This window comes from Hyphomonas adhaerens MHS-3, assembly GCF_000685235.1.
GTDB lineage: Bacteria > Pseudomonadota > Alphaproteobacteria > Caulobacterales > Hyphomonadaceae > Hyphomonas > Hyphomonas adhaerens.
This window is the reverse complement of sequence record NZ_ARYH01000001.1, coordinates 1,077,209-1,102,831: the sequence shown is the minus strand read 5'-3', so window position 1 is coordinate 1,102,831 and position 25,623 is coordinate 1,077,209. Positions and strand designations below refer to the sequence as shown.

At 58.0% G+C, this 25,623-nt stretch carries 20 protein-coding genes; 9 read left to right on the top strand and 11 right to left on the bottom strand.

The annotated features are described in order from the left end of the window. Positions 1 to 13 precede the first annotated feature (13 nt). The 3 genes from HAD_RS05445 to cysQ form a co-directional block, all read right to left on the bottom strand. On the bottom strand, positions 14 to 1,873 hold the full coding sequence (locus tag HAD_RS05445) for an AMP-binding protein (RefSeq protein WP_035569863.1): 1,860 nt from the start codon (positions 1,871 to 1,873) through the stop codon (positions 14 to 16). Positions 1,874 to 2,005: 132 nt separating this feature from the next. Beyond that, positions 2,006 to 3,346 (bottom strand): phosphoglucosamine mutase, encoded by a 1,341-nt coding sequence (gene glmM, locus HAD_RS05440; protein ID WP_035569862.1) that lies wholly within the window; start codon positions 3,344 to 3,346, stop codon positions 2,006 to 2,008. 72 nt (positions 3,347 to 3,418) lie between these two features. Further along, the gene (gene cysQ, locus HAD_RS05435; protein ID WP_035569861.1) at positions 3,419 to 4,207 is read right to left on the bottom strand and encodes a 3'(2'),5'-bisphosphate nucleotidase CysQ; all 789 of its coding nucleotides are present in this window, start codon (positions 4,205 to 4,207) and stop codon (positions 3,419 to 3,421) included. A 134-nt stretch (positions 4,208 to 4,341) separates the two neighbouring features. Between cysQ and HAD_RS05430 the strand changes: the two genes are divergently transcribed. Then, positions 4,342 to 5,919, top strand: a complete 1,578-nt coding sequence (locus HAD_RS05430; protein ID WP_084331779.1) for a caspase family protein — start codon at positions 4,342 to 4,344, stop codon at positions 5,917 to 5,919. 5 nt (positions 5,920 to 5,924) lie between these two features. On the opposite strand, the gene HAD_RS05425 is transcribed toward HAD_RS05430, so the two are convergent. Both HAD_RS05425 and HAD_RS05420 read right to left on the bottom strand, forming a co-directional pair. Further along, positions 5,925 to 6,806: an FKBP-type peptidyl-prolyl cis-trans isomerase gene (locus HAD_RS05425; RefSeq protein WP_051595939.1), complete on the bottom strand. Its 882-nt coding sequence runs from the start codon at positions 6,804 to 6,806 to the stop codon at positions 5,925 to 5,927. Between the two features lie 96 nt (positions 6,807 to 6,902). Next, positions 6,903 to 8,129, bottom strand: a complete 1,227-nt coding sequence (locus HAD_RS05420; protein ID WP_035569859.1) for a threonine ammonia-lyase — start codon at positions 8,127 to 8,129, stop codon at positions 6,903 to 6,905. A gap of 35 nt (positions 8,130 to 8,164) precedes the next feature. On the opposite strand from HAD_RS05420, the gene HAD_RS05415 reads away from it, so the two are divergent. Together HAD_RS05415 and HAD_RS05410 are read left to right on the top strand one after the other, a co-directional pair. Then, positions 8,165 to 8,839 (top strand): winged helix DNA-binding protein, encoded by a 675-nt coding sequence (locus HAD_RS05415; protein ID WP_084331778.1) that lies wholly within the window; start codon positions 8,165 to 8,167, stop codon positions 8,837 to 8,839. 1 nt (position 8,840) lies between these two features. Next, positions 8,841 to 9,686 carry a CPBP family intramembrane glutamic endopeptidase gene (locus tag HAD_RS05410; RefSeq protein WP_035569857.1) on the top strand — a complete coding sequence of 282 codons (846 nt, stop codon included), beginning with the start codon at positions 8,841 to 8,843 and terminating at the stop codon, positions 9,684 to 9,686. A gap of 151 nt (positions 9,687 to 9,837) precedes the next feature. Here HAD_RS05410 and HAD_RS05405 read toward each other — a convergent pair whose 3' ends face one another. The 4 genes from HAD_RS05405 to HAD_RS05390 all read right to left on the bottom strand — a co-directional run bounded on the left by HAD_RS05405 (position 9,838) and on the right by HAD_RS05390 (position 13,020). Continuing rightward, positions 9,838 to 10,239, bottom strand: coding sequence for a VOC family protein (locus tag HAD_RS05405; RefSeq protein ID WP_035569856.1), 402 nt, complete (start codon positions 10,237 to 10,239; stop codon positions 9,838 to 9,840). 67 nt (positions 10,240 to 10,306) lie between these two features. Beyond that, positions 10,307 to 11,356 carry an SO2930 family diheme c-type cytochrome gene (locus tag HAD_RS05400; protein ID WP_035569855.1) on the bottom strand — a complete coding sequence of 350 codons (1,050 nt, stop codon included), beginning with the start codon at positions 11,354 to 11,356 and terminating at the stop codon, positions 10,307 to 10,309. Then, positions 11,353 to 12,615: a parallel beta-helix domain-containing protein gene (locus HAD_RS05395; protein WP_035569854.1), complete on the bottom strand. Its 1,263-nt coding sequence runs from the start codon at positions 12,613 to 12,615 to the stop codon at positions 11,353 to 11,355. Before HAD_RS05395 ends, HAD_RS05400 begins: the two co-directional genes overlap by 4 nt. Before the next feature lie 165 nt (positions 12,616 to 12,780). Next, a complete protein-coding gene (locus HAD_RS05390) occupies positions 12,781 to 13,020 on the bottom strand; it encodes a DUF1150 family protein (RefSeq protein WP_035569852.1) in 240 nt (79 codons plus the stop codon). A 312-nt stretch (positions 13,021 to 13,332) separates the two neighbouring features. On the opposite strand from HAD_RS05390, the gene HAD_RS05385 reads away from it, so the two are divergent. The 6 genes from HAD_RS05385 (at position 13,333) to HAD_RS05365 (ending at position 19,029) form a co-directional block, all read left to right on the top strand. Continuing rightward, entirely contained in the window at positions 13,333 to 13,983 is a 651-nt protein-coding gene (locus tag HAD_RS05385; RefSeq protein ID WP_051595938.1) for a LysE family translocator, read from the top strand. A 172-nt stretch (positions 13,984 to 14,155) separates the two neighbouring features. Beyond that, positions 14,156 to 15,376: a tyrosine-type recombinase/integrase gene (locus HAD_RS05380; protein ID WP_206741244.1), complete on the top strand. Its 1,221-nt coding sequence runs from the start codon at positions 14,156 to 14,158 to the stop codon at positions 15,374 to 15,376. Then, positions 15,369 to 16,244 carry a hypothetical protein gene (locus tag HAD_RS05375; RefSeq protein ID WP_035569850.1) on the top strand — a complete coding sequence of 292 codons (876 nt, stop codon included), beginning with the start codon at positions 15,369 to 15,371 and terminating at the stop codon, positions 16,242 to 16,244. The genes HAD_RS05380 and HAD_RS05375 overlap by 8 nt, the downstream gene beginning before the upstream one ends. Before the next feature lie 72 nt (positions 16,245 to 16,316). Beyond that, complete coding sequence (locus HAD_RS05370; protein ID WP_035571686.1) at positions 16,317 to 16,523, top strand: helix-turn-helix domain-containing protein; 207 nt, start codon at positions 16,317 to 16,319, stop codon at positions 16,521 to 16,523. 89 nt (positions 16,524 to 16,612) lie between these two features. Next, positions 16,613 to 17,560, top strand: a complete 948-nt coding sequence (locus tag HAD_RS18335) for a bifunctional DNA primase/polymerase (RefSeq protein ID WP_084331776.1) — start codon at positions 16,613 to 16,615, stop codon at positions 17,558 to 17,560. Then, positions 17,557 to 19,029, top strand: coding sequence for a DUF3987 domain-containing protein (locus HAD_RS05365; RefSeq protein WP_035569849.1), 1,473 nt, complete (start codon positions 17,557 to 17,559; stop codon positions 19,027 to 19,029). Before HAD_RS18335 ends, HAD_RS05365 begins: the two co-directional genes overlap by 4 nt. 447 nt (positions 19,030 to 19,476) lie before the next feature. Here the strand turns inward: HAD_RS05365 and HAD_RS05355 are convergent, their stop codons facing one another. Together HAD_RS05355 and HAD_RS05350 are read right to left on the bottom strand one after the other, a co-directional pair. Beyond that, a complete protein-coding gene (locus HAD_RS05355; RefSeq protein WP_156942167.1) occupies positions 19,477 to 24,642 on the bottom strand; it encodes a hypothetical protein in 5,166 nt (1,721 codons plus the stop codon). A 484-nt stretch (positions 24,643 to 25,126) separates the two neighbouring features. Further along, positions 25,127 to 25,516, bottom strand: coding sequence for a hypothetical protein (locus HAD_RS05350; protein ID WP_156942166.1), 390 nt, complete (start codon positions 25,514 to 25,516; stop codon positions 25,127 to 25,129). Positions 25,517 to 25,623 lie beyond the last annotated feature (107 nt).

Genomic DNA, 25,623 nt, shown 5'->3' with positions numbered 1-25,623 from the left:
GGGTTTTCAGCCGTCAGAGCGTGATGACGCCCGGCCCCGGCGGGTTGGAGAACAGCGCGGCCACCAGATCGGACCGGCGGGCCTGCACCAGGCGCTGGTTCACATAGCCCTTGTCGGTGATCTCGCCCGCATCGACACTTGGCGGCTCCGCCATCACCATGACCCGGCGGATACGGCGGGACGAACCGGGTTCATTGGCATTGAAGGCAGCCGTTTTCTTCGCCAGCTGTTCCGTCAGCACACCGAAGGCTGCCTGCATGTCGCCATTGTTCTCCTTGACCAGCTGCTCCATCCCGGCCGGCGATGGCCAGACCAGCGCACCGATGACGTCCTTGTCCTGGCCGCAGATCACCGCGTCGAAGATCAGCGGCGAACAGGCCGCCACATAATCCGGCCGCAGCGTGCCGACACTGACCCATGTGCCGGAGGAGAGCTTGAAGTCCTCCCCGACCCGGCCGTCGAAGATCAGACCCTTGTTCGGATCGTTCTCGTCGACAAACTTCACCGCGTCGCCGAGGCAGTAGAAGCCTTCTTCGTCGAACGCTTCAGCATTCTTTTCCGGGTTGTTGTGATAACCGGGCATAACCGACGGGCCTTTGACGCGCACTTCCAGCTTGTCGCCATTCGGCACCAGTTTCAGTTCCGATCCCGGCAACGGCAGGCCAATCAGGCCGACCCGCTCCACCTCCCAGTGCACCACGGTGATGCCCTGCGTTTCGGTTGCGCCATACATGGTGACGATCGGAATGCGCTTGCCGGTGGCCTTGATCGCCAGTGCCTGCAGGCGCTCATACAGATCGTCCGACAGGGTCGCCCCGCCATATCCGATGGAACGCATGTTCCTGAAGAAGGCCGTCAGCAGCTCGTCATCGGCTTCCATGGCTTCGGCCAGCATGGCGAGCGCAATCGGCGCGGTGCCAAAGACCGACGGCGAACAATCCCGGACATTGCGGATTGTCTCGTGGAACAGCGCCGGGGTCGGCTTGCCGCCATCGATCCAGAAGGTCGCGCCATTCCACAGCGCCCCATTGAAATTCACATTGGAGCCGGAGATATGGTTCCAGGGCAGCCAGTCGAGCAGGTTTTCGGCCGTATCCGGATCATGATCCGGGTCACGCGCCGTATCGCGCAGGCCTTCCTGCCCCGCGATCATGGAACACATGGCGCCCTGCGTCGTCGGCACCGGCTTTGGCATCCCGGTCGAGCCGGAGGTGAAAAGATACTTGCCGATACTGGCATCGGTCAGCCGGTCCCGCGCCTCACGGACCGCGTCTGTCGGCTCGGTCGCTGCCAGCGCGTCATAGGACAGCACCGTATTGTCGCCGCCCGTATCGGCAGCGAACACTTTGCAGTCATCGCAATCGAGCGCGGCAATTGCCTTTTTGAACGGCTCCAGCGTCTCGGCGAAAATGATCTTCGGGCTAACGGCCCCGAAACAGTGTTTCAGCTTCTCGAAATCGGTGGACATGGTGGAATACGGCACCGAGATCGGCGCGGCCGGCGCCCCGATTTTCTGCGCCGCCAGGATCACCATGGCAGACCGGATCGAATTGCCGGACAGGATCATCACCGGCGCATCAGGCCCGGCCCCCATGTCGAGGAAGGCCTGCGCCAGGCTGTCCGTGATCCGGGCCGCCTCGCCATAGGTGACGGTCACCCATTCATCGGTTTCCGGATCACGCTGTTTCAGAAACGGCCGGTCCGGATGCTCGGCGGCGCGCTCGTCCAGGCAGTGCGGGATGGTGCGCGGGCGCGGGCCCGGGGCCTGACGGGCGGAAATGTAATGGATCCCGCCCGGCGCGGTGCGCATCTCGACATCCGGTGTCTTCTGCGGCAGCGGGCGGAAGGGCGGCAACTCGGTCGCGTCGGCCATGCAGTGTGTCTCCCAATACCTGTTCTTGTTTCGCCGGATGATAGGCGATCAGGCCAGAGAGGCAATTCGTTCCCCAACGAAAGGCAGGCGGGCATACCCGAGGGGCAATCCCCGGCGGAAATCGTGGCCAAATCAGGCTTCGGCCTCGACGGCCTCCACCACATCATCCAGCGCCTGTTTCATCATGTCTTCTTCCAGGGCTTCGGCCATGACGCGGATCAGCGGCTCGGTGCCGGACTTGCGAACCACCAGACGCCCCTTCTCCCCCATCTCGGCCTCGGCGCGGGCAATGGCGGATATCACCCGGTCGGTCTCCAGCGGATTGGTCCCGGCATAGCGGATATTGACGAGCTTCTGCGGCGCGGGTTCGAACACACGTCCGACTACGGACGCCTTCTTGCCCGTACGGGCCAGCACCTTCAGCACCTGCAGCGCCGCCAGCAGGCCATCGCCCGTGGTCGAGACATCCGACAGGATGATATGGCCGGACTGCTCGCCGCCCAGATTGAAGCCGTGCGCGCGCATATGTTCGCCGACATAGCGGTCGCCCACTTTCGTGCGGGCCAGTGTCAGGCCAAGGCCTTTCAGATACTCCGCCAACCCCATATTCGACATGACGGTCGCCACCATGCCGCCGCCCTTCAGGCGCCCGGTGTGGAACAGTTCCGTCGCGATCAGCGCCATCACCTGATCGCCATCGACCTCTTCGCCCAGCTCGTCGACCACGATCAGCCGGTCTGCGTCACCATCGAAGGCAATCCCAATATCGGCTTTGCTGTCGGTCACGGCCTTCATCAGCGCCTTGGTGTCGGTTGAGCCGACCCCGGCATTGATGTTCACCCCATCCGGCGACACGCCCATCACGGTGAGATCACAGCCAAGCTTGCGCAGCGCATCCGGGCCTGCCCGGTAGGCCGCACCATTGGCGCAGTCGAGCACGACTTTCAGTTTCGAAAAGTCCGCTTCCGGTTCAACCGCCTCAAGGCACCGCTCGACATAGCGCCGGACGCCCTCTTCCATCTTGCGCGGCGTCACGACGTCTGCCGGGGCGGCATAGCTTCCCTCGAACGCATCGAACATGCCGGTCTCGAGGGCTTCCTCGACCTCATCGGTGAACTTCACGCCATCCGGCGAAAACAGCTTCAGGCCATTGTCCTGGAACTTGTTGTGCGAGGCCGTCACCATCAGGCCGAAAGCCGCGCCGGTCTCCCGCGTCAGCAGGGCGACCGCCGGGGTGGGCACGATGCCGACGCAGACCGGCGTCAGGCCCATGCTGCTGAGGCCCGCAACAATGGCGGCTTCGATCATCTCGCCGGAACGGCGCGTGTCCCGCCCGACAATGACGTCCCGGCCGCCATCGGGCGCAAAGGCGCGGGCCGCCGCAATGGACAGGCGCAGCGCCGTCTCCACGGTCATGGGTTTCTGGTTTACGCGGCCGCGGATGCCATCCGTGCCAAAGAACTGACGTGCCATGATGATACTCCCTGACCGAACTGGTCGCAGGAAAAGCTGGAGAAAACGATACCGGAACGTGGCAGGACTATGTCAGACCGGAGACACGCCGCCATACACAATAAAATACGGATTATCATAGCCGCGCTCGCGCTTGCCATAGAGAAGCGGCGCGCCCTCTTCGGTCAGCACCCGGCCACCGGCGGCTTCCACCACGGCCTGTCCGGCAGCGGTGTCCCATTCCATGGTGCGCCCCATGCGCGGATAGAGATCGGCTTCGCCCGCCGCGATCAGGCAGAATTTGAGGGAAGAGCCCGCGCCTTTGATGTCGGCAATCGTGAACTTTTCGAGGAACGCATCAGTTTCCGGCGTGCGGTGGGATTTGGACGCGACCGCTGTCAGCCCCTCTTCCGGCGCCTTGCGGATGCGCAGCGGCGTGCGCTCGCCCGGTACGTCCGCGCCCGGCGCAGCCTCTGCCTGCCAGGCGGAATTGTGGGCGTCTGCCACGAACAGGCGCGACTGGGCCGGCGCATAGACAACGCCCATGACCGGGCGGCCATGCTCGATAATGGCAATGTTCACGGTGAACTCGCCATTCTTGTTGATGAACTCCTTGGTGCCATCCAGCGGATCGACCAGCGCGAAGCGGGCCCCGTGTTCCGGCATCTGCCCGGCGGCCATGGCCTCCTCGGCGATGACTTTCAGGTCCGGATCGGCCTCGGCCAGCGCAGCCAGGATCAGCGCCTCGGCCTTCTCATCCGCGAGCGTGACCGGAGAATCGTCGCCTTTTCGCGTAAAATCGAAATCGCCGTCATAGATTTCCATGATCAGTTTGCCCGCATCCAGCGCAATGCGCGCCAGCGTGTCACCTGTAATCGCCACACCTGTCCTCCTGATGGAAATCCGGCGCCCTTCCTGTCAGGCCGGGTTGCCATAGGCAAGCCCGCAGCGGCGTCATTGACTGGCGCGCGGCTCTACGAGACGATTAACCTTCGTGAGATGAGTGGAGTGGGAACATGATTTCACGCCGGCACTTACTGTTGCTCGGAGGCGCTGCCGCCCTGCCCTGGCCCGGCCGGGCCGACGAGAGCGGGAACGGAAGCGGCCGCGGGCCCCGCCACGCGCTGATCATCGGCAATGCGGCCTATTCCGAGGGCATCGGCACCCTGGCCAATCCGGTGAGGGACGCTCACCGCGTGGCCGAAGGCATTGTCGAATGCGGCTTCTCCCTCGTGACCGGCGATGTGGTGAAGGATGCCGGCCGGTCGGAGATGATGTCGGCGTTCCGCGCCTATGTCGACGCGATGCAGGCCAGCGGGCCGGATGCCACGGGCTTTGTCTATTATTCCGGCCATGGCGCCGCCCGCGACGGCGAAGGCAATTTCCTGATCCCGGTGGAGGACGCCGCCGTGCTGGACGAGGCGCTGTGGGACGATTCGGTGTCCCTCGACTGGGTAATGGGCAAGCTGACTGATAGCGAGGCGCCGACCGTCCTGTCGATTGATGCCTGCCGCAATGTGCTGAAACTGCCGGAAGCGGAACGCGCGCTCGGCGGCGGAGAATCCTTCCGCGGCCTGCGCCGGTCTGCTGGCAGCGCGGAAGAGCGCAACATGTTCATCTCCTTCGCCACCTGGGAGGGCGAGACCGCCAGCGACGGGCTGGCCGATGACGGGAATGGCCCTTATGCGAAGGCCCTCGGCACGCGCCTGCTGGAGCCCGCCGTCACGGTGCGCGACATGTTCGAGAATGTCCGCCTCGACGTGCTGGAAATGACGCGGCAGCGTCAGGAGCCGATGAATTTGTCACGCCTGCAGCGCCGGTCCAGCGACATCAAGATCGGATCGTGGAGCCGGGCGCCGGGTGCCCCCTCGGCGCCGGTCAGCCAGAACCCGCTGCGCGTGGCGCTCGTCTTTTCCAATGATTACTCCGAAAGCGATCCCTATGGCCTGCCGAACACGCATGCGGACGGTGAGAAAGTCGCCAGCGCGCTTGGCGAAAGCGGCTACAAGGTGCGCCACATCCGGAATGCAGACCTTGCCGGCTTCAATGACGGGCTTGCCATGCTGCGCAACGCCCTGAACGCGGCCGGCCCGGCCAGCGTGGGCGTCGTCTATTTCGCCGGATACGGAGCATCCCTCTATGGCGAAGACAATTACCTGATCCCGAACGGCCCCCTGCCCCGCAATGATTACGAGGTCGGGGAGAGCGGGGCGAAACTGCAGGACGCGGTCGAGTTCCTGGAAGACTCCGCTGCGCAGGCCGTGATCGTCATGGTCGATTGTGGACGCAAATACGACTCGCCGATGGAGACCAAGGGGCTGGAGCCCGGCTTTGCCGACTACACATCCGACGCCAATGTCGTGATCGCCTATGCCGACAAGCCCGGCACGACCCGGCCGGACACCTATGGCCCATCCGTCTTTGCCGATGCGTTCGCGCGCCGCGTCCGGTCACCGGACCGCATCGACATCAACAAGGTGATGCTGCAGGTCAGCGGCGACGTGATCGCCGAAACCGCCAACCAGCAACAGCCCTGGTTCCAGTCATCCGTCCGCCTGCCCATCTTCTTCCGGGCAGACGTGGAAGACAGCTGAGCGCGCTAGTTCAACACGTCCGCAAGCTCGACCTCGAACACGAGATCGGAATTCGGCGGGATCGGCCCGCCCGGCGTACCTTTCTTGCCATAGGCAAGGTCTGACGGGATGTAGAGCAGCCAGCGGTCGCCCGGCTTCATCATCGACAGGGCCTCGACCCAGCCGCGGATCAGGCGGTTGGACGGGAAGATTTCCGGCGCGCCGCGCTGGAAGGCGCTGTCGAACATTTCGCCCGTCTCGGCGAGGCGGCCCTCATAATAGACGACGACGTCCTGCCCGTTCACCGGGCTGGCCCCGTCTTCGTCCCCGCTTGCCAGGACGACATATTCGAGGCCGGACCCGGTTTTCTTCACGTCCGGCGAGTCATGATCCCACGGCGTGTACTTTTCCCAGGCCGCCGTATCGACGGATTTCGGCTCCATCACATCGACAAGGTCGACCAGGAAGGTGAGATCGTCGCCCGCCTTGATCACCGGGCCCCGGTCGGCATTGCCATAGGCCAGCTTGTTCGGGACGTAGAACAGGTACTGGTCGCCCTCGTGCATCTTCTGCAGGCCGATGGTCCAGCCGGGGATCACCTGGTTCAGGCGGAACATGGCGGGCTTGCCGCGGTCAAATGAGGAATCGAATTTTTCGCCATCGGCCGTGCGGCCTTCATAATCGACACTGACGAGGTCGCTGACCTCCGGGCTCGCCCCTTTGCCATCCCCTTCCCGGATCACGATCCATTGCAGGCCGGATTCGTCGGTCTGGACGCCTTTGGCATCGGGGTTCCATGGCAGGTGCTGATCGAACACTGCGTCGATATCGGTCGGGGTCTGGTCGCCGGTACAGCCGGCAATCAGGGCAAGGGCCGCACTGGCGGCAACAGCGAGGATGCGCTTCATATTGAGGCTCCGTTTGGGCTTCTTTATTTGGGTCCGGGTCTAGGCCGCTTCCGGGGCGGAGTCACCCGTCCCGGCCAGCGTTCAACATTACAGATGTCACATGCTGCGCGGCGGATAGCCGGCCATGGTCAGCGCTTCGACCACTTCCTGCGTGTGCTGGCTGTCGCGGGTCTCGATCAGGATGTCGAACTCCGCGCCCTTGGCCGGAACGTCCAGCGCGATGCGGTTGTGCGCGACTTCCATGATGTTCGCCCCGGCATCGCCGATGATCTTGGAGACCAGCGCCAGCAGGCCCGGCCGGTCGTCGCCGATGATGCGGATACGGGCCAGCCGGTTCTCGCGTACCAGCGCCCGGGTCAGCACCGAGGCGAGCAGCCGCGTGTCGATATTGCCGCCGCACAGCACGACGCCCACCTTGTGGCCGCTGAAGCGCGCCGGATGGGCCAGCAGCGCCGCAAGGCCCGCGGCGCCGGCGCCTTCGGCAATCGTCTTCTCGACCTCTGCATAGAGCGTGATCGCGCGTTCGAGGTGCGCCTCTTCGACGAGGACGATATCGTCCACCAGCTGGCGCACGATCTCCAGCGGCATCCGGCCGACATCCTTGACGGCGATGCCCTCGGCAATGGTCGAGCCGCCGACATGGACGGACTCTCCGGCGAGTTCCTGTCGCATCGCCGGATACATCGCCGACTCCACGCCGATGACGCTGATCTCCGGGTTGATCCCCCGGGCCGCCACGGCCGAGCCGGCGATCAGGCCGCCGCCGCCGATCGGGATGACCAGCATGTCGAGGTCCGGCTTGTCTTCCAGCATTTCCAGCGCGACCGTCCCCTGCCCCGCAATGATGTGGGGGTCGTCGAACGGGTGGATGAAGGTCAGCCCTTCGCGCTGTTGCACATTATAGGCTTCGGCCTTGGCCTCATCGAAATTCAGGCCCTTCAGCAGGACGCGGCAGCCATGCGACCGGGTCTGCTCAACCTTTGTGAAGGGCGTCGTTTCCGGCATCACGATGGTCGCCGGAATGCCCAGCCGCTTGGCGTGATAGGCCACGCCCTGGCTGTGATTGCCGGCCGAGGCGGCGATGACGCCGGCCTTTTTCTGCTCATCTGACAGGGACGACAGCCGGTTCAGCGCGCCGCGCTCCTTGAAGGCGGCGGTGTACTGGTGATTTTCGAATTTCACCCACACTTCCGCGCCGGTGATATCCGACAGCGTTTTCGAGTGCCTGAACGGCGTTCTTTCCACCTGGCCTGCAATAATCATTGCAGCGGCTTTCACATCATCGAGCGTGACGGGAAGGCTTGGGCGCTGCGTATCGGCCATGGGTTTCGGTCCTCGGGTTAAAGCGCGCGCACCCTATGCCCGAGCCTGTGGAAGAGCAAGCGGGATGGGGCGTTCGGGGGATATCGCCCTTCTCTGAGGAGACCCGCGCGCCATTTGACATTCGCCTGCGCGAACCATATACGCAATTAATTGCGCAATTTAATGCGTATATGGTGGACAACATGAAGGCGACGAATTTCAGAGACGAGCACGCGCTGAAAGGCGCGTTCGTGTCCAACAAGCTCCTGAGACTGGTGGACCTCATCGCCGATCAAGGCGACGACCTGCTGCGTGAGGCGGAGATCACGGTCCCTGCAAGGGCGGTCGCCTGCACCCTGTTCATCGGAGAAAAGGACCAGGTTTCCCTGGCGGATATCGCCAAGGCCCTTGATGAACCCCACCAATTGTCGGCTCAACGTGTCGAGGGCCTCATACGGCTTGGCTTGCTGGAACGCAGGGACGACCCAAAGGATCGCCGCCGCAAAGTCCTGCGACTGACGAAGAACGGCAAGGTGCAGTATCAGCGCTTGTGCGTTCGCCTGGCAGAGATCGAACAGGCATTCAACGATCTGTACGCCGAAATCGATCACGACCTTTCAGCCATTCTGGATGGCGCGATCGATGCGCTGCGCCGTACGCCCTTGCTCGAGCGCATTCGCAAGCATGCGACAAAGGCCGAAGCATCAGACAAGAACCAGAAAGCCAGATGACATGACGACCGCCGAAACGGACAAGCGGGCTGCCTGGAAGGCCATCGCCATATTCCTGGTCATTCTGACGGCCATCAGCGCAGTCTGGCATTTCGCCATTGTCGGCCTCGCGCCGGTCAGCATCTATGTGGGCGCCTTGATGTGGTGTCCGGCCATCGCAGCGTTTCTGACGCTCAAGATCACGGGGCGGAAAATTGCGTCGCTGCCGTGGGGAATCGGGAACTGGCGCGACAACGTCCAATCCTATCTGGTCCCGGTCGCCTATGTGACGATCAGCTATGCGCTCGCCTGGATTGCTGGCTTCGGCGGCGCATTCGACGCAAACACGATGTCCGAGTGGTCGGAAGACCTTGGCTTGCCGGGCAGCCCGGTTCTGGCAGCGGCGCTGATGGTGGCGTTGTTCGCAACGATACAATTCGCAAAATCCCTCGGCACGATCGCGGGCGAGGAAATCGGCTGGCGTGGTTTCTTCATCTGGGAACTGAGAAAGGTTTTGCCATTCAGCGGCGTCGCCCTGATCAGCGGCATCGTCTGGTCCGCGTGGCACTATCCGATCATCATCAAATACGGATTTGGAGACCCGCTTTTCCAGATCGCCTGCTTCACCCTGATGATCACCAGCATGTCCGTCATCATGGCGTATTATACGTTCAGGTCGAACTCCCTGTGGCCCGCCATCTTCTTCCACGGCGCCCACAATATCTACATCCAGAAGATCTTCTCACCACTCACCACGCCTAATGATCAGACGCGGTTCTGGATCGACGAATATGGATTGATGGTCCCCGCTATCGTCACGCTCATGGCCATCTACTACTGGAGGCGCGCAAAAGCCGAGGGGATGTAGTTGCAATCATCTGCCTGCATCCAAATGCCTGCCTCACAGCATCCTGCTCATGTTCGCCCGATCTCGGGTGAGAGCAGACCTGAGAGACCAGACAGACATGAATTAGAATTTGAAGTGGGAGCGCTCCATGCCCCGGAAGGTGCCTGGCCGCTCATGAACCGTAAAAATTGAGTTCGATCAGCACGCCGTTCGGCTCTGTGAAAAAGATCTGCTTCAGGTTCACCGACGGGATGTCGTTCAGCTTGTAGTCGACGCCGTGCTTTTCCAGCCGCTCCCTGAACGCATCATGCCCACTGCAGCTGAGCGCGACATGGTGGATGGCGCCCGTCGTGGGGCCTGCCTGCGTATCCCGCACATAGGCCTGCGGCGCCTGCTTGGAGTTGATGTGGAATATCGCCCGGTCATTGGCGTCATACAGCCATTGATAATGTTCCGGAGGAAGCGGCGGCGGCGCATCGCGCACATCCAGATCGAACAGGTCGACGAGAAATCCGATCGTCCCTTTCATGTCGTCTGTGATGATGTTGACGTGGTCGAGTGCGTTGACCTTCATTCCCTATTCCTCCGCTTTGCATCCGCCACTATGCATGAATTCCGTGGAATGTCCGCAAGGCGCCCCCCTATTCCGTATCCATCCCCGCGATCCACTGGTTGATCAGGTCGATGCCCACAGGGTCTGGCAGGGTGCGGCCCAGTTCGGGCATGGCGATGCCGGGTTCGGTGGAGGCCATGCGGAAGGCGAGGATGGATTCCTCCGGGTGCCCCGGATCGATGACATAGCGCCGGTCGCCGGAGCCGCGCCCTGCTGCCGTCGGATGTTTCTTCAGGCCAAGGCGCGTGGGGGAAGTTTCTTCCAGCATCAGCCACAGGCCGGAGTTCGACGCCGAGCCACCCGGATTGTGGCAATGGCCGCAATTGATATCGAGATAGCCCCGCGCCCGCGCGTCCAGCGGCAGGCTCACATCCATCGCATCCGGCGTCCGCTTCATGCCCAGCGGCACGCCGTCCAGAATGCCCGCCGACACCCAGTCCGACAGCTGGTCCACACCGGCCGGACCCGGATGATCCAGGTTGCGCAGTTTCGGCCCGATGGGCTCCACCACATCGCCGCTCTGATGGCAGGTCTTGCACTGGTTCTTGTTGGGCACTTCGTAATGGATCTGCAGCGGCTCGCCCTGTGGGCTGATCGTCTCGATCGTCCGGCGCGCGCCGACGGGGGCATATGTCGCCTGTGTGCCGTCCTCGTTCCAGACATAGGGGAACGCCGCCCAGCCATCGGCCTTGCGGATGATCACCCGCGTTTCGACCTTGAAATTCCCGGTTTCAGGATCCCGCAGGTCTGGCGCGAACGCGAATGTCTTGATCAGCGCCGTGCCGACCGGAAACTCCGGCAGGCCTGCGCCATCGGCCTTTGCCCGTTCACCCGGGGGGACATAGATGAACCGGTGCTTGTCCGCATCATCCGAGAAGAGCGGATTGATCAGGTCGTAGGACTTGACCCGTTTTGCCGGATGATCGGCGCCTGCATCGGTAAAAAAGCCGTAGTCGGACAGGACCGGCGCGGGCTTGTCCGCCAGAATGGTTTCAAGATCCGGTACAGTGGGCGCCGCCGCCTGCCCTGCCCCGCATGCCGCGAGGATCAGGCAGGCAAACGGCAGGACGTGTCTCATGGCTGTTTCGTGTCCTGCGGCAGAACTACGGCCTCACGCTCCGGCACAGGTGTCCCGGCGGGGCGGTCCATGCTGGGCTGCAGCTTCGACGGGTCGAGCGGATATTCGCCGAGCCCCAGATTGAGGAAACCGACTTCGGGCGCCTCGGCAATCACGAGATTGACGGCCTGGTCCTCCCCGCCATTCCAGCGGGTGACGCCATCTGTCACGATGGACGGCAGCGACCCGCCCAGCACAGCCGCGACAGGCGCCAGCATGCCCTGCGGATCATCCAGCCCGCCTTCATACGTGTTGCCGCTGAGGGTGATATCCGTCAGCAGCGGATTGTAGTTTTCATCCGTGAACGGCTCTGTATAGGCATTCAGCATGACGTCCACCGTGCGATTGTCCGCAAACCGGTTTCCGGTGATGTAAACATCGGAATTGGCCATGACGATCATGCCGGTGCCGCTGGGCACGCCCGCCACGATATTGCCGACCGGGGCAAAATTCACCGTGTTGTTTTCGACGATGTCATTGTCATAGACGCGGGTGGAATGTCCGCCCATCACAGGCAGGTCCGGCAGGTCGAACACGAGGATGCCGCCCGCATTGTGGCGGGCAACATTTCCGTACACGTCCGCAAAGGACGAATTCTCGATCTCGATCCCGGCGACATTGTATTCGGCGACCGAGTCCCGGACGATGATGTTCTGCGACTGGCCGACATAGATGCCCGCATCGGAGGCGCCGCGGACCGTGCAGTTCTGCACCAGCACATCGGTCGACTCGACCGGATAGATGCCATAGGCGCCGTTCGTCTCATCCGGCTCGCCCGACCATTCCACCGTGATGTACTGATAGGTGATGCGGTCTGAATCCTTGGACTTGATGCCATCGCCCTTGGTGTCGCGGATGCCGAAATCACTCAGCACGACATCGTCTGCGGTCACCAGCAGGCCCTCGCCCGCGCCGGTCTGGTTGGCGAAGTCGAGGATGGTCTTGCCCTGCCCGGCCCCGGCCAGCGTCACGTCGTCCACGTCCAGCGACAGGCCGGTGGTGAACTCGAACGTGCCTTCCGGCATGACGATCTTGTCGCCTGGCTCGGCTTCAATCAGGGCAAGTTGCAGGTTTTCGGCAAAATCCCCCTCGGCGGAAACATGGGTGACCCCGTCCTCCGCGGGCGCGGCGATTTCCGGCGCAGCGGCCTCGTCTTTTTTGGAACAGGCGGCAGGCGCCAGAATTGCGGCAGCAGCCACTGCCAGAATGATCGGTCTCATGCCCGTTATCTCCCCCGGGTTATAGTTGACGGTAGTGTCATCTTGTGCGGGCAAAATGGCAAGGGCCGGAAAACCCGTCGCCGGAACACAAAGCCCCGCCGGCATCTCTGCGGGCGGGGCATATAGGGTCCATAGAGGGTCTATAGATGGTGTTGTTGATGGTCCTCAGTGCACGCTGACCGGGGTCAGGTCATGCATCCGGGCGGCAGCGAATGCTGCCTCCCGGCCTTCCACGATGGCCAGTTGCTGGCCGTCGGCGGAGGACACAAGGAACAGGTCTTCCGAATGCCCAATGCCTTTCAGGGCATTTTCCGGCACAAGGTCCTGCACTTCGTCTTCACCCAGGTGGCGAATGTAGACGATAGGATCCGCATCGAAGCGGGGGGTGTTTTCGTCGTTCAACATGTCGGCACTCCTTTCCGTCGTACGACAGATACGGCGAACATGGGGTCCCAGAGGAGGGCACCTGCGGGCACCTTTCGTTCTCCTTAAAGGTGGGGTGCAATTGTGGCGCTTCAAGTGCCGCGATGCGGCGTGATCGGGGCGGGCGATCACGTAAAAGTGCGGCCGTTCGGGCACAATCCGCGGTATTTCACGGCCTGGCCGGGCGCCGCGGGGCAGGAGATTCCTTAAACGATCCCTTGAAGGGAACGGCCTGCCTCTTTTGACGTGAACCTGCTATCCGTCCCTGTCCAGAGACCCGGGAAAGGACGCGCCGTGCCACACGAAGCCATCAGCCTGCACCTGCCGAATCTGTTACTGATCCTGTCGGTCTTTGTGGTCGGCGCGGCCAGCCCCGGACCGGCCACCCTGATGATCGTGAATGTGGCCGCGCGCGAAGGCCGTGCCCCCGCCGCCCTGCTGGCGCTCGGCATCGTCGCCGGATCGGCCTTCTGGGGATGTCTTGCCGCCTTCGGACTGGTCGCGGCGCTGAAGGCCTCGGTCCTGTTCTTCACGGCGATGAAATTTGCCGGCGGGCTCTATCTGCTGTTCCTGGCGTTCCGGGCCTTGCGCTCGGCCAGCCGCAAGGGCGTTGTAATCCCTGCGGAAAACACCCCTGCCCGCACATCCTTCCGGACGCATTTCCTGCGCGGCCTGCTGCTGCACCTGACAAACCCGAAAGCGCCGCTCGTCTGGATGGCAACACTTTCCGTCGGCGCGGCGGCTTCGGCCCCGCCAGCCTTCCTGTTTTCGGCCGTCACGCTGTGCGCCTTCACCGGTCTTCTGGTGTTTGTCGGCTATGCGTTTCTGTTCTCGACACGGTCTGCCGCAGGCATCTACCGGCGCATGCGGCGGCCATTTGACGTGGTGGTGGGCGCCCTGTTCGGCGCAGCCGGACTCAAGCTGCTGACGCTGAAAACCGCGTAGCATTCGCCTGAAGTGTCCGGAAGGAAAATGGTGGAGCCAAGGTCCTCCACACCGTTCTCCGCACTCGTCCGCTACCATCCAATATTCCCCTTAATACATAACGTATTAAAGCAGTTCGTGTCCGTGAATTTCCATGACAATCCGCTCCAATCCGCATAATCTGGCGGGGTAAATGGCGGGGTATATTATGGCAGTGACTCTCAATCGGCTTTCCGCAAAGCAAGTTAAAGACGCCAAGGGCAAAGCTCTGATAAATGATGGCGGTGGCTTACATTTACAGGTCACCGAGAAGGGCTCGAAGTCCTGGCTCTTCATATATCGCTGGCAAGGAAAAAGACCTGAGATTGGATTGGGGTCTTACCCGACCGTGTCGCTTGCGGAAGCGCGCAGGAGAGCGGAGGAAGCTCGGTTCATGCTGGCTAGTCGTCCCCCTCAAAATCCGCGCGATGTTCTAGCGGCCCGATCGAAACAAGCAGATATTCCGACATTCGGAACATTCGCCGAAGAATGGTTGGACGCGAACCTCGATGATTTCCGAAATGAAAAACATCGTTATCAATGGCGCCAATCCCTATCGGCATACGCGAAGCCTTTATGGGAGCTTCAGGTCAACGCCGTTGAAACAGCGCACGTACTTCAGGCTTTAAAGCCCATCTGGAACGAGAAGCGTGAAACAGCGAGGCGCGTCAGGGGACGAATGGAGAAAGTGCTTGATGCGGCAAAGGCAAAAGGTCTTCGAGATGGCGAAAACCCCGCGCGCTGGCGAGGACATCTAAAGGCGCTGCTACCAGACCAGAAAAAGCAGGTAGAGCATCTTGCAGCGATGCCATTTCTAAAAGTTCCGGAATTTATGTTGCGCCTTCGAACACGTGACGCATTGAGCGCAAAAGTTCTGGAACTTCTAATTCTCACCGCAACTCGGTCATCTGAAGGCCGTGGAGCTCGGTGGTCGGAGTTCGATTTAGATGCCCGCTTATGGACGCTGCCACCCGAACGAATGAAGGCAGGAAAAGAACACCGCATTCCGCTTTCCGATCCGGCGATGGCTCTTATTGAACAGCTACTCGAAGTGAGGTGCAGTGATTTTGTTTTTCCATCCTTTGGCGGCGATAAACACATATCTGAGACGGCGGTCCGCAATCTAATGACACGCATGCAAGCCGACGCATTCACTATCCATGGATTCCGTAGCTCCTTCAGAGACTGGGCAGGTGAAAAGACTTCTTTCCATCGCGATGTGGCTGAAATGGCATTGGCTCATGCCGTCGGAGACCAGACTGAACGGGCCTATCGTCGTGGTGATGCGCTAGATAAGCGTCGGGATCTCATGAACGCCTGGGCGACCTTCTGTCGTGGCGAGACGGAAGAAAAAGTAGTGTCTCTGCATGGTTGAGGTGATCAAACTCGACCAATGGATTGCTGAAGCAGCTGAAAAGTTCGAATCCCTTGAGATGCACATCGACGATACGAACGGTCTATTCTCCGACGTGCCAGAGAGTTGGAACAGTTTAGACGACATCCCCGATGAACATATCGCCGCCTGGGCCCGTATTTTAATCAGGGAATTGTCTGATTTAGGCCTCCAACTCGGAACCTCAAATCACGCGGATACGAGGCGGCAACGCTTTCGTGAAATTGAAGGTGTGCTCTCGATAGTTCAAATGCGGCTGTTCTGGGGGGAATTCCTAATTCATCAACGCAACGAGATCTATGAAGGTTACAAGCAAATCCAAAGCATGATTTCACACGCTCGATCGCGTATCGCTCAGGCCGCAATGGTAGGCGCATCACCCGAACTCGGAATCCACCCATCGCATTCCCAACACAAGTCTGTATCCGTATCTTTTCGAGACCTTCAAAGATGTGCAATCGGCTCCGTTCGATTGCTGCAAGGTTCAGGACTTAGCCGAAGAAAGGCCTCTGAGAACGTTTCCAACCTTCTAGCCAAATACGGCGAGTATGTCGCTCCTGATACACTCAGAAAAGACTGGTATGAGATCGTTGGAGACGAAGACAGAGAGGCAGAAACTTATCGATCGTATGAAGACATTTTATTGTCATGGTTCGGAGACGACGTAGTCCCTTCTTGGCGAAAAGAAATCGATTCATCGTCAACTCAGAACAAAGTGGCCCCATCATTTCTAGCATGGGCGCTTTCCCGCAAAAACGACTTGCTCATAAGGTTCATACCGAAGGTGCTGAAAGCCGCTGTTGAAGAATGGTTTAGCGAGCAAGAACTTTGGGGGAAACGAGGCGTATAGGTTCCCCCCAAGATAATCCTCACTCTCCAGGCATGTCCTCGAACTTCCGCGAGGACGTGAATGGAGAAGCCAATGACCAAGTTTGTTCCGGTTGCATACACCATCCCCGAAGCCTGCAATGCGTCCGGCCTCGGAAAGAGCAGTATATACGCCGCTATCGCTAAAGGTGCCCTTCGCACCAAGAAAATGGGCTCAAGGACGCTAATTCTTGCCGCAGACCTGAAAGCCTGGCTCGAAAATCTGCCTGACGGGCGGAACGCATCACAACAATCCCAATAGGAAAGCCCGCTCCGGTCGCAACGGAGCGGGCTTTTTTGTCTGCAACCTTGGCCGGGCGCTTTCCACTGATTCCAAAAAGGAAAATCAGCATGACCCATTTAGACTACCCGACATCCAAGCAAATTCAAACTCGCTGTGTACCTCTGATCACGCCAGAAATTTCCATCCCGGAAGCAGCAGTGGAATGGTTCCGGAACGGCTGGGCGCCTTTTCCGGTTAGGGCTAAAAACAAACGCCCCCTGATACAATGGCGAAGACATACGGACGGGTTGCCGAAGAGCGCAGACGAAGCGGCAGTACTTTTCCAAAGCCTGTCTGCTCGGTGCGGGCCAATCATGATCGGCATAGCTCTGCCGGCCGATGTGGTTGTGCTCGACATCGATCACCGGCCCTCCAAAGGCTGGGACGCGACAGAAACGATCTGGAGCCTCTGGCGTCGTTACAGCTTGTCGGGTAAGACGCCTGTAGCTCGCACACCAAGTGGTGGCTATCATATCTGGTTGTCTCTTCCTCGTGAGGCCAAAGCCAGGAACTGGACGAGCGCTCACAATTGCTTCCCAATTGAAGGCGTGGACGTCCGTACAGAAGGGGGATTTGTCGTTGCTCCTCCGAGCGCGAAGGAATACGGATCAACCTATAATTGGGCCTCGCCAATGCCCTCTCTTTCGATGGCGCCGGCCTCACTGGTAAAAGATCTGTGTCCGCCCGCAGAGGTCTATCATCCTCGCCCGCTTCCTAAGTGTAGTGCCAACCTGAGCGCGTATGTTGAGGCCGCTTATTCAGCGGAAATTTCTGCTGTGAGGCTGTGCGCGCGCGGCGACCGGAACGCCCAGTTGTTCCGTTCCTCTGCTGCGCTGGGGTCTTTCATCGGAGCTGGTCTGCTACCTTTGAACCACGTTCTGCAATCGTTACTCATGGCCGCTGATGCCTGTGGGCTGATCCGGGAAGACGGGCAACGTGCAATCCTGGCTACGATTAAAAGCGGAATACAACGCGGTCAGGAACGCCCACGGACTTTTGTGGGAGCAGAGCAATGACAGACATCAAGCCAGATCTCGACCAGGCCCGTGATGCAGGCATGGGGGCCAACTGGGAGGCTCCTGACAAATCCCTGCTGGGCGATGCTCTGCCAAGCGCTCCGCGATTGCCTATCGAATGCTTCGGCTCGGCGGGAGATTACATCAAGCGCGCGGCTGAGGGTGCAAATGCCCCTGTGGATTATGTTGCCGCTATGTTGCTCGCAGCTACGTCAGCCCTGACCGGACGAACGTTCGAGGTTCGTGTGCACAGGAGTTGGCATGAACCGCTTATCCTCTGGTTGGCAGTGGTGGGCCCTCCCAGTTCAGGAAAGACGCCAGCCAGCCAACCTATCCGGAAACGGCTCTACGCCATCCAGCAGAAAATGATCGAAGAGCACGAAAAGAAGGTCGATGAAATGATCGCCGAACTGCAAGCTTACGGCATTCCTAACCTCTCCGGAAAGGAAAAGCAGGAAGCCATCAAGCGCGAGATGGAGAAGCTGGATGAACTCAAAGCCACCCCGCCCCGCTGCATGGTAGGCGATTCAACGGTCGAAGCGCTCGCCCGTATCGAACCCCATGCTCATCGCGGCCTTCTCGTCGATCGGGACGAGCTCGCCGGCCTTATCAGTTCGCTGGAGCGATACAGCTCTGGCGTCGACCGGCCATTCTATCTCGAAGCCTGGCAACGCGGGGCATACTCGCTCCAGAGGGTCAAATATGGCGCATATTTCATCGAGAACCATAGCTTCAGTATCTCTGGAGGAATACAGCCAGACAGATTGCAAAGCCTGCTGATCGAGTCCGGGGACGATGACGGCTTCATGGCTCGAGTTCTGGTCTTTTGGCCGGCTTTTGTCCGACCGTCGCGAATATCAGCCGGATGTTCACACTCAGATATGGAGAAGGCTCTTGAACGCCTTAGGGTCATCAAGGCGCCGTATGAAGAGCATGTCCTACAATTCTCTCCGGATGCATTCAAATGCTTTGAGGATTGGTATGGTGATGCTTATGCCGGGCGGGTTGGAACATTGGGAAAGATTGGAAGCGCCTTCGGAAAGTTGCCTGGACAGACCGTGCGCTTGGCAGGAATACTCCACTTATTGGATTGGTCATTTGGAACATCTGAGGACGAACCATCAGGTGAAATAAGTGAACGCCATATGGCGGCGGCTGTGATGCTGGTAGAAGACTATCTGGTGCCGCAAATCGTACGCACTTACCATGGCGCCGACCTTTCCTCGGAAGAGGTAATCGTAACATCTATCCTCCAGTATTGTCGAAAAGCCAAGCTAACACGCTTCAATCTCCGAGCAGCGCGCCGTGAATGGGGTATTCCTGGCTCTCGGGGTGGTGGTGCGACGAAACGCTTCGATGAAGCTGCCAGCATAGGCGAAAAAGCTGGCTGGATTAGGCGAGTTTCAAGGGCGGGCGGAGCGAAGGATTACGAAGTGAATCCCATCCTGCATACAGATTTGGTGTCATGAGTTGGCGGGAAGTCGTAGCCAAACACTTTTCCGACGCACAGTGCGTGCCAAGTGTGCCAGGCGTGTCGCGTCAATCAAACTGTCCGGAGGTTGGCACGGCTGGCACGCTTGGCACGCACCGTTTGGCAACGAAAGCGCCAGAATGCGAGGCGAAGCAACATGACAGCCACATTGAAATCTGGATGGATTGGGAGGAGCGCGCGGCGATCATGGAATACGATGGAGGACTGGATCGAAAGTCGTCCGAACAAAGAGCTGCCAACCTCGTGAGAAGCGCATTTTCGGACCGCCTAATGTGATTAAGATTTGCTGTCCAATTTTCTTATCGGATAGAGGCCGTCCATTCTGGAATTTCTAACGAACGGATATCATCCTCGATGATTGCCCATGATGCCTCACCGGCAATCCTGCAAATCTGACGCTATATTTGTTTCAATTCTACATTCTTCAATCTGTTGAAGCTGGAGCTGGTGATTGAAATTGAATTTCACGAAAGTGAGATGACTGTTGCAGTGCTGCCGCTCGGCGGTCACCCATATCCACGAGATTATCAAGCATCCACAGTAGTGACTGTGCGTCGCTCTCGTTCAGCGGGTAATTTGCATCGGCCAAAGCTTGGATAACACCGGCAATCCGAGCTGGAATTAATGAACCTTGCCCTGGTCGAAGATAAGAACGGCCATCACACAAATGCGGCAAAACGTGTCTTGTAAAATCGGCAATCCGCAATTTCGGCCCCGCTCGTTGACACAAGGTCAGATAGGTATCCATTACAAATTCTGACCATCCCCCCTCCTTCATAAGTCTGTCCACAATTGGCAAAACCAAATCCAATTCTGACCAATCGCCATTCGCGAAACGCATCGCACCCGAAGCATCTTTGACTTCCACAAACATGAGATCACGAATCATTCCCGGCATTACAAGGCCGCCAATCCGCCCTGCGCGATAGGAGCTCCGCTTAAAGCAATTCTCTTGTAGCAGTCTATCAAGACAGACCGACAGGATCTTCATCGCATCATTTTCTACGTTCGCTGCATCCATCACCAGGCGGCACGCGGTAGATGACACGAAATCAGCTGCAAAGCTCAACGCGTCTTCGTCTGGCTTTGCAATGATTGGTAATAGTAGTTTTTCGATCACAAAATCAGAAGTCAATGCTGGTGTTGCGCGGACGCAAAGATCCGCCAACGCACGGTACCACTCGTAAAGCTCGGTTGCACTCCGTCTACTTGCCTCTTCTTCCCATTCAGGAAATGCTCGTTCTTTGCTCCACGTCACAAGTTGGCAAAGGTACTCCGTAACTTGTTCTTTCTTTCCCGCATCATGAAGCCAATCCTCAAAGGGAAAATGTCGTAAAACTGCCGCAGCCAATGAATGATTAAATTCTATATTTGGTCGGCGCCATTCAGGTTCTGTTGGCGTAGGTTCCCATTCGCGGCGACGAGGAGGTATTTCAAAAACCCACGCCGGTGGAGGCGGCACCAAAGATAAAGCAAGGTCTTCGTTGAAGGCTTTCAACGCAGAGGCCAATGTCGACGTACGGTATGCGAATTGCTGACTTCTATCCCGCCTGCCATCCTCACCATAGTCTCCGATCGGTAGAGAGAAGAGCGATGTCGCGATAAATGCTCCTGTCCATGCCAACGCCGGATTGTATGGATACAGACTACCTAGCGCAATTAGAGCCGATTTGGATATTTCAGAATTGTCATCTGCCGAGAGCGTCAAAAGACGGCTCGCTGAATCTGGACGATTTGATTTTGCCTGCAAATCGAAGCACAAGGCTGCGATCAGAAATTGCTTCGGATGATATCTGTTTGGGGAGGAATAGAACCCCGTGGACTCCTCCTTCATATTATCGACACGCGCGAGCACATCCCATGCCCAATCATGGTGAGCAGAAAAGTGACGAGTGGCCAACGCTGCGCAAGCAACCAGCGCAGACTGCGGAATGCCAATGCCGGCTTCCTCTACTTCACCTAAAGAGATATCGGGTGCTCGGCTTCTGATATGAGCTAGCACCGCGTCAGCATCGATATTGGCATCAATTTTTCCTGTCTCCAGTCCTTTCATCGCCCAATGCAGAGCCTGATGGTCAAGGAGAGCAGCTTCGCTATGAGCTAATGTTGCTTGCAAATCATCGGGCAGCGGCTGTGAGGCTTGGTATCTGATCGCAACCGCGCCTTCCCTTCCAGCGGCCTCCTCTGCTATGTAGTTGGAGGGATCACCGGTTGCGGCCCAAGACTTTGCCAAATTGCGCAGATACTCTTCCCGGGACCGATCACTTCTTTCCTCTTCATAATCGAAGGGCAACTCATCAGGAAAGGAGCTGATAGCTCGCTGGGCGGCTGAGCTCAATTCCTGATTTGAATTCAGCACAAAGAGTGGCGTGAGATCCCTCAAAGATCGGTTGTGAAACGCCCTCTCCTGCAGATAGCTTTGCCCATCCCTCTGTAAGGGCGACATACGGTTCCGAGGGTCCAGGCCCGGCAAAGTAAATTTCTGTATAGGCGCCTGAACTTGGCGACTTATATCAATAGCCCACAAGCGTGGATTTCTTAGCAGCGAGAGGACTGTTTCTGAAACATGTGCCTTTTCGAGCGCCAGTGAAATTGCCAAACCTAAGACGGTCCAACTCTCGTGTCCGCAGACGACATCTTTTATAACCTCATCGACGCTTCGCCCGGCGTCGATCGACTGATGTGCCCAGTGGGTTAATGCAAGAAACGCAGATTGCAGTGGTTGTGGCGGCAATGACCCAAGATACCAAGTATAAGTTCGTCCATCGCCATAAAATGTTTGCTGCCCCCAAGGCCAATAGATCGTAAGCGGCAACGGTGTGCCATATTTTGGAGAATTGATTGAATGAATTTGTCTCCACCCCTCCGTAGCGTGATTGCTTAAATCACATATGAGCTTCAACCCCTTTTCGGGAGCCTTCTCCAGCAATGCCGCAAAGGGTTGGTCGAGCGGAGTTGAGGGAAAAAATGCTCGATGATGTTTTTCAATGCCGATATCGTCAAAGTCATATTCTCTGCTTGACTCAATACTACGAGGAAACGAGAGAATTTTCTTTTCGTGTTCGGTTCGCTCACCTTCCGGCTTCTCACGGATCGCTCTCAGATGGGCATAATGCGTCTCAGACTCTCGTCGTTCCCTATCAATCTTCTGCTGCGGTAATTCTTCCATGAGTGCTCGGCGAACCATGTCTGCGATGGCATCCGGACATGTTTCCACCAGGATAGGGGAAAATGCCGCAATTTCTATAAACTGCTCGTCTCCATTCCGTTGGTTAGCCGGATAATTTTCAACGACACCCGTCGCAAACTCTGGGAAGGCTCGCGCAGATCGAAGAATGAGGTTGCGAAGAGACGAGACGAATTGTGCGTATACGTCCTGCTCCAAATCTTTCCATCTATTTCTAGTCGGATCATCTGGGCGCCTCACGCTTTGAAGCTCATCAAGCCAATTTTGCACACAATTCAATATTTGTTGGGATATCGGGTTCTTCAGGTCAGAAAACATGTTTTGCCATACAGCGAATAGGCTGGCGACACTCGGCAAAACAGAAGCCGGCAACTGATCAATCTGCGCCAACAACCAATCCAGCACGCGGCGCCACGCAGCAACATCGGATGGCCAACCAAGATAATCTGCCGCTCGAATTAGAGCAGCACTATCAAGAGTTGTCGGTGGCAGCTTAAGAACGATTGGGTTAGGGATCGTGCCTTCTGCTTGGAACCAAGTCAGGAACCTGCCTAACCATTCGAAATTTTGCCCGAAAAGTAACACTTCAAATTGAGTGATTTTCTCAGTGAATGTCACGCTGTAGGTTGGACCGAGCATCCACGCGCGTCGCCATTGCGGACGAAGTGAACTTTCGTTGAGAGCCAGAAAGTTTGCAGACCAATTTTCGGAGCGCTCAAACTCTCTCTGGGAATAAAGGCCAACAATTCGCCCGAGGAGTGGTGGCTCACCAGCCGCTTTCAACACGTTGATCCAATCCTCCCCGGCATCAATCAAGAGCTTGTAAAAAGCCCACTCGAAATAGATGTCGTGGGCGAACGAAATTTCGACGCCGTCTTCTAGGCTTTGAAAAACGTCATCTTGAAGAAGACCTGGCAGGGCGACTTGCGCTGAACCCTCCAAGTATCGCAGGCGTATGGATTTACCCAGAGCAGATGCGCCTTTTACAGCGCACTCTAGCAGCGCCCGTTGTCGCGCCAAAACATGATGCGGTTCAGCGTTATAACCTCCAGCTTTCCACCAAGCATCAATTAGCGCGGTTTCGGTTGTTGGCGGGTCTAGTTCATCATCGCCCTTTCTCTTTGCGAGCACTGACGCAAAGAATGGGCGGCGCGCAATTAATTTCACGCCTTCAGAACCGAATAGAAGCGGCCTCAAACTTGGAATGGCTTCGGCTAACTGCTTCGATTCTTCGTCGTTCAGACCTTCGACATGCACGTCGCCAATGCCTGTCGATTTGTAAAAGGTAACAGGCACCCAGTTGCGATAAGCTTCGAGCCCCTGATCCCGTGAGGTCGCTATAACTCGCCAATGATCGAGAGCTGGATCGCACTCAATCGCTTGCATAAGGTCTTTTATAACGCCTCGGCGATCGGGGGGTATCCTATCGATGCCGTCGATGAACAATACCGGCGTCCCAACCGCGCCAATTTGCGCTAACAGCTCATGAGGATCGCTGGTTCGGAGCCCAATTGCATTTGCATGACTTACCCAGGACGCACCCTCCAACCGATCAGATTTCAAGAGGAGGACCGGCCCCTCTTTTGAAGCTAGATCAACGATGCGTCGGAGAATGACGGACTTTCCAGCACCGGGCAGTCCACGAATGTTTGTAAATCTGAAGCTCCCCGACGCTTCGTTGACAGCAACAACCAGATCGGATCGATCCAATGTCACTCCGTCTATATCCATCGTTATATCTTGGCACGCAGCAATCGACATTCCGTGCAAAATCGAGATGTCGGAAGCAAAAGCGGGAGCTGTATTCAGCTTTATAATCGAACGAAGGTCGAAGAGGAGCGAAGGACGAGTCCACACCTTTGCCTTGCCCTCTCCTTCTCGCACCAATCGACACAAAATTGCTCCGAGAGCCGCTCCACCTTCTGAGCGATCAGAGACGATGTCGGAAAGCCGGTTGCAATATTCCGTGTAGCGTGGAGCATTAACTTCAAATCCATCTAGTTGCAGTGCAACGAAATCTGAGAAGAATGCACGCTCTTCCTCGACACTTGCTGGCGTAAGCAAGTTGCAAATTTGCCGACGCACAAGGATATCGGTTTGGTTCGCTTCTGCGTTCGGTTCAAATCGTGCAGCAAAATGAGAAGCGCTGTCGCTAGCTCGCGCCCAATCGATAATTCGGTTCAAGGACTGGAAGCGGCCATCTCCTACCGTACGGGCCACAAAGCCATAACGATCTCGCCCTTTAAGAAAATCCGCTTTCGCACGTGTATCTTTCGCGCCTGCAATGATTTCGCGAAAGTCCGTATTGGACTCAGCATCGCTGATCGTGACTGACCTCTTTACCTGAAGACTCAATCTCCTTGTTTCGCCATCGACAGAAGTGTCGACGATAAGATCATCCATGGGCTCACCTTGAGCCTGCTGTTGGACGGCAACTCGAAACACGGAACCGTCGATGCCAGGGGCGGCATCCATCCTCAATAAAGAGGTAAGATAATAGGCAGCGACAACATCTTCGTAGGTAAATCCCTCGCCGCCGGTAAGTTCAGATGATCTGGATTTCATTTTAGGCGTGCCTATTTTCTCATCCTCCGCCTCATTGTTCTGAAATGCCGACTCGCGAGACAGCCGATGCGTTATTCTAAATACTGGGACTATCTAATTCGGTGACTTTGCCTGTCGAACTTCAAGATGGGGAGGGTGGGGTTGATGTCAAAAGGTAAACTCAACAGAACCGGCGGGTGACATTTGCACACAGTACCGCGAAATAAAAACAAAAGGGGAAATAGGTGTTGTCACAATGATATCCGGCGTCGCGGGTTGCCAGGCAGATGTGATCAGAAGTCGTCCCCATCCCTTCTAAGCATCGTTTCTGTACCCATCCCCGTTAGCATTCATCCGGATTGTAGGTCATGTGGGAAATGTTGGCCCGCTCTTCCCCCGAGAAGGTTTCCATCAAGCGCGCAAGAGGGGTGTAAAACTTGTCTTCACGTTGCGTCTTGGGCGCAGAGACCGGTTTGAACTTGGGTGTTGCGTCATGCGGACGGAGGCGCCGGCGACGTCGGGGCGCCTGACGCAATTTTTGCTGCTCGTTCCTTGTGACACCGAGCATCCGGCGCAAGCCACACAGACAGTTTAACTCAGAGCGTCGATCGCCTGAAGTTGCGGGGACAACGTACTTGAATGTAGCGCCTTCAAAATCCCCAACAAGCTTGGGATGCTTACCGCCATACTCAATGCGCAAGTTAGTGGCTCCCCACATCTGTGCACGCTTCATTAGTCTCTTCGCTATGTGATTTGACATCGACTTCTCCTTCTGATCAGGCCGGCCAGGCTGGCAGGCTTGACTAGGAAGTCGATCAATCGGCGCACTTTTCCCGCTGA

Excerpts from the sequence above, each read along its gene's own strand:
- HAD_RS05445 (WP_035569863.1), bottom strand. The coding sequence starts at position 1,873 with ATGGCCGACGCGACCGAGTTGCCGCCCTTCCGCCCGCTGCCGCAGAAG.
- glmM (WP_035569862.1), bottom strand. The coding sequence starts at position 3,346 with ATGGCACGTCAGTTCTTTGGCACGGATGGCATCCGCGGCCGCGTAAAC.
- HAD_RS05430 (WP_084331779.1), top strand. The coding sequence starts at position 4,342 with ATGATTTCACGCCGGCACTTACTGTTGCTCGGAGGCGCTGCCGCCCTG.
- HAD_RS05425 (WP_051595939.1), bottom strand. The coding sequence starts at position 6,806 with ATGAAGCGCATCCTCGCTGTTGCCGCCAGTGCGGCCCTTGCCCTGATT.
- HAD_RS05420 (WP_035569859.1), bottom strand. The coding sequence starts at position 8,129 with ATGGCCGATACGCAGCGCCCAAGCCTTCCCGTCACGCTCGATGATGTG.
- HAD_RS05415 (WP_084331778.1), top strand. The coding sequence starts at position 8,165 with ATGCCCGAGCCTGTGGAAGAGCAAGCGGGATGGGGCGTTCGGGGGATA.
- HAD_RS05410 (WP_035569857.1), top strand. The coding sequence starts at position 8,841 with ATGACGACCGCCGAAACGGACAAGCGGGCTGCCTGGAAGGCCATCGCC.
- HAD_RS05405 (WP_035569856.1), bottom strand. The coding sequence starts at position 10,239 with ATGAAGGTCAACGCACTCGACCACGTCAACATCATCACAGACGACATG.
- HAD_RS05400 (WP_035569855.1), bottom strand. The coding sequence starts at position 11,356 with ATGAGACACGTCCTGCCGTTTGCCTGCCTGATCCTCGCGGCATGCGGG.
- HAD_RS05395 (WP_035569854.1), bottom strand. The coding sequence starts at position 12,615 with ATGAGACCGATCATTCTGGCAGTGGCTGCTGCCGCAATTCTGGCGCCT.
- HAD_RS05390 (WP_035569852.1), bottom strand. The coding sequence starts at position 13,020 with ATGTTGAACGACGAAAACACCCCCCGCTTCGATGCGGATCCTATCGTC.
- HAD_RS05380 (WP_206741244.1), top strand. The coding sequence starts at position 14,156 with ATGGCGGGGTATATTATGGCAGTGACTCTCAATCGGCTTTCCGCAAAG.
- HAD_RS05375 (WP_035569850.1), top strand. The coding sequence starts at position 15,369 with ATGGTTGAGGTGATCAAACTCGACCAATGGATTGCTGAAGCAGCTGAA.
- HAD_RS05370 (WP_035571686.1), top strand. The coding sequence starts at position 16,317 with ATGACCAAGTTTGTTCCGGTTGCATACACCATCCCCGAAGCCTGCAAT.
- HAD_RS18335 (WP_084331776.1), top strand. The coding sequence starts at position 16,613 with ATGACCCATTTAGACTACCCGACATCCAAGCAAATTCAAACTCGCTGT.
- HAD_RS05365 (WP_035569849.1), top strand. The coding sequence starts at position 17,557 with ATGACAGACATCAAGCCAGATCTCGACCAGGCCCGTGATGCAGGCATG.
- HAD_RS05355 (WP_156942167.1), bottom strand. The coding sequence starts at position 24,642 with ATGGATGATCTTATCGTCGACACTTCTGTCGATGGCGAAACAAGGAGA.
- HAD_RS05350 (WP_156942166.1), bottom strand. The coding sequence starts at position 25,516 with ATGAAGCGTGCACAGATGTGGGGAGCCACTAACTTGCGCATTGAGTAT.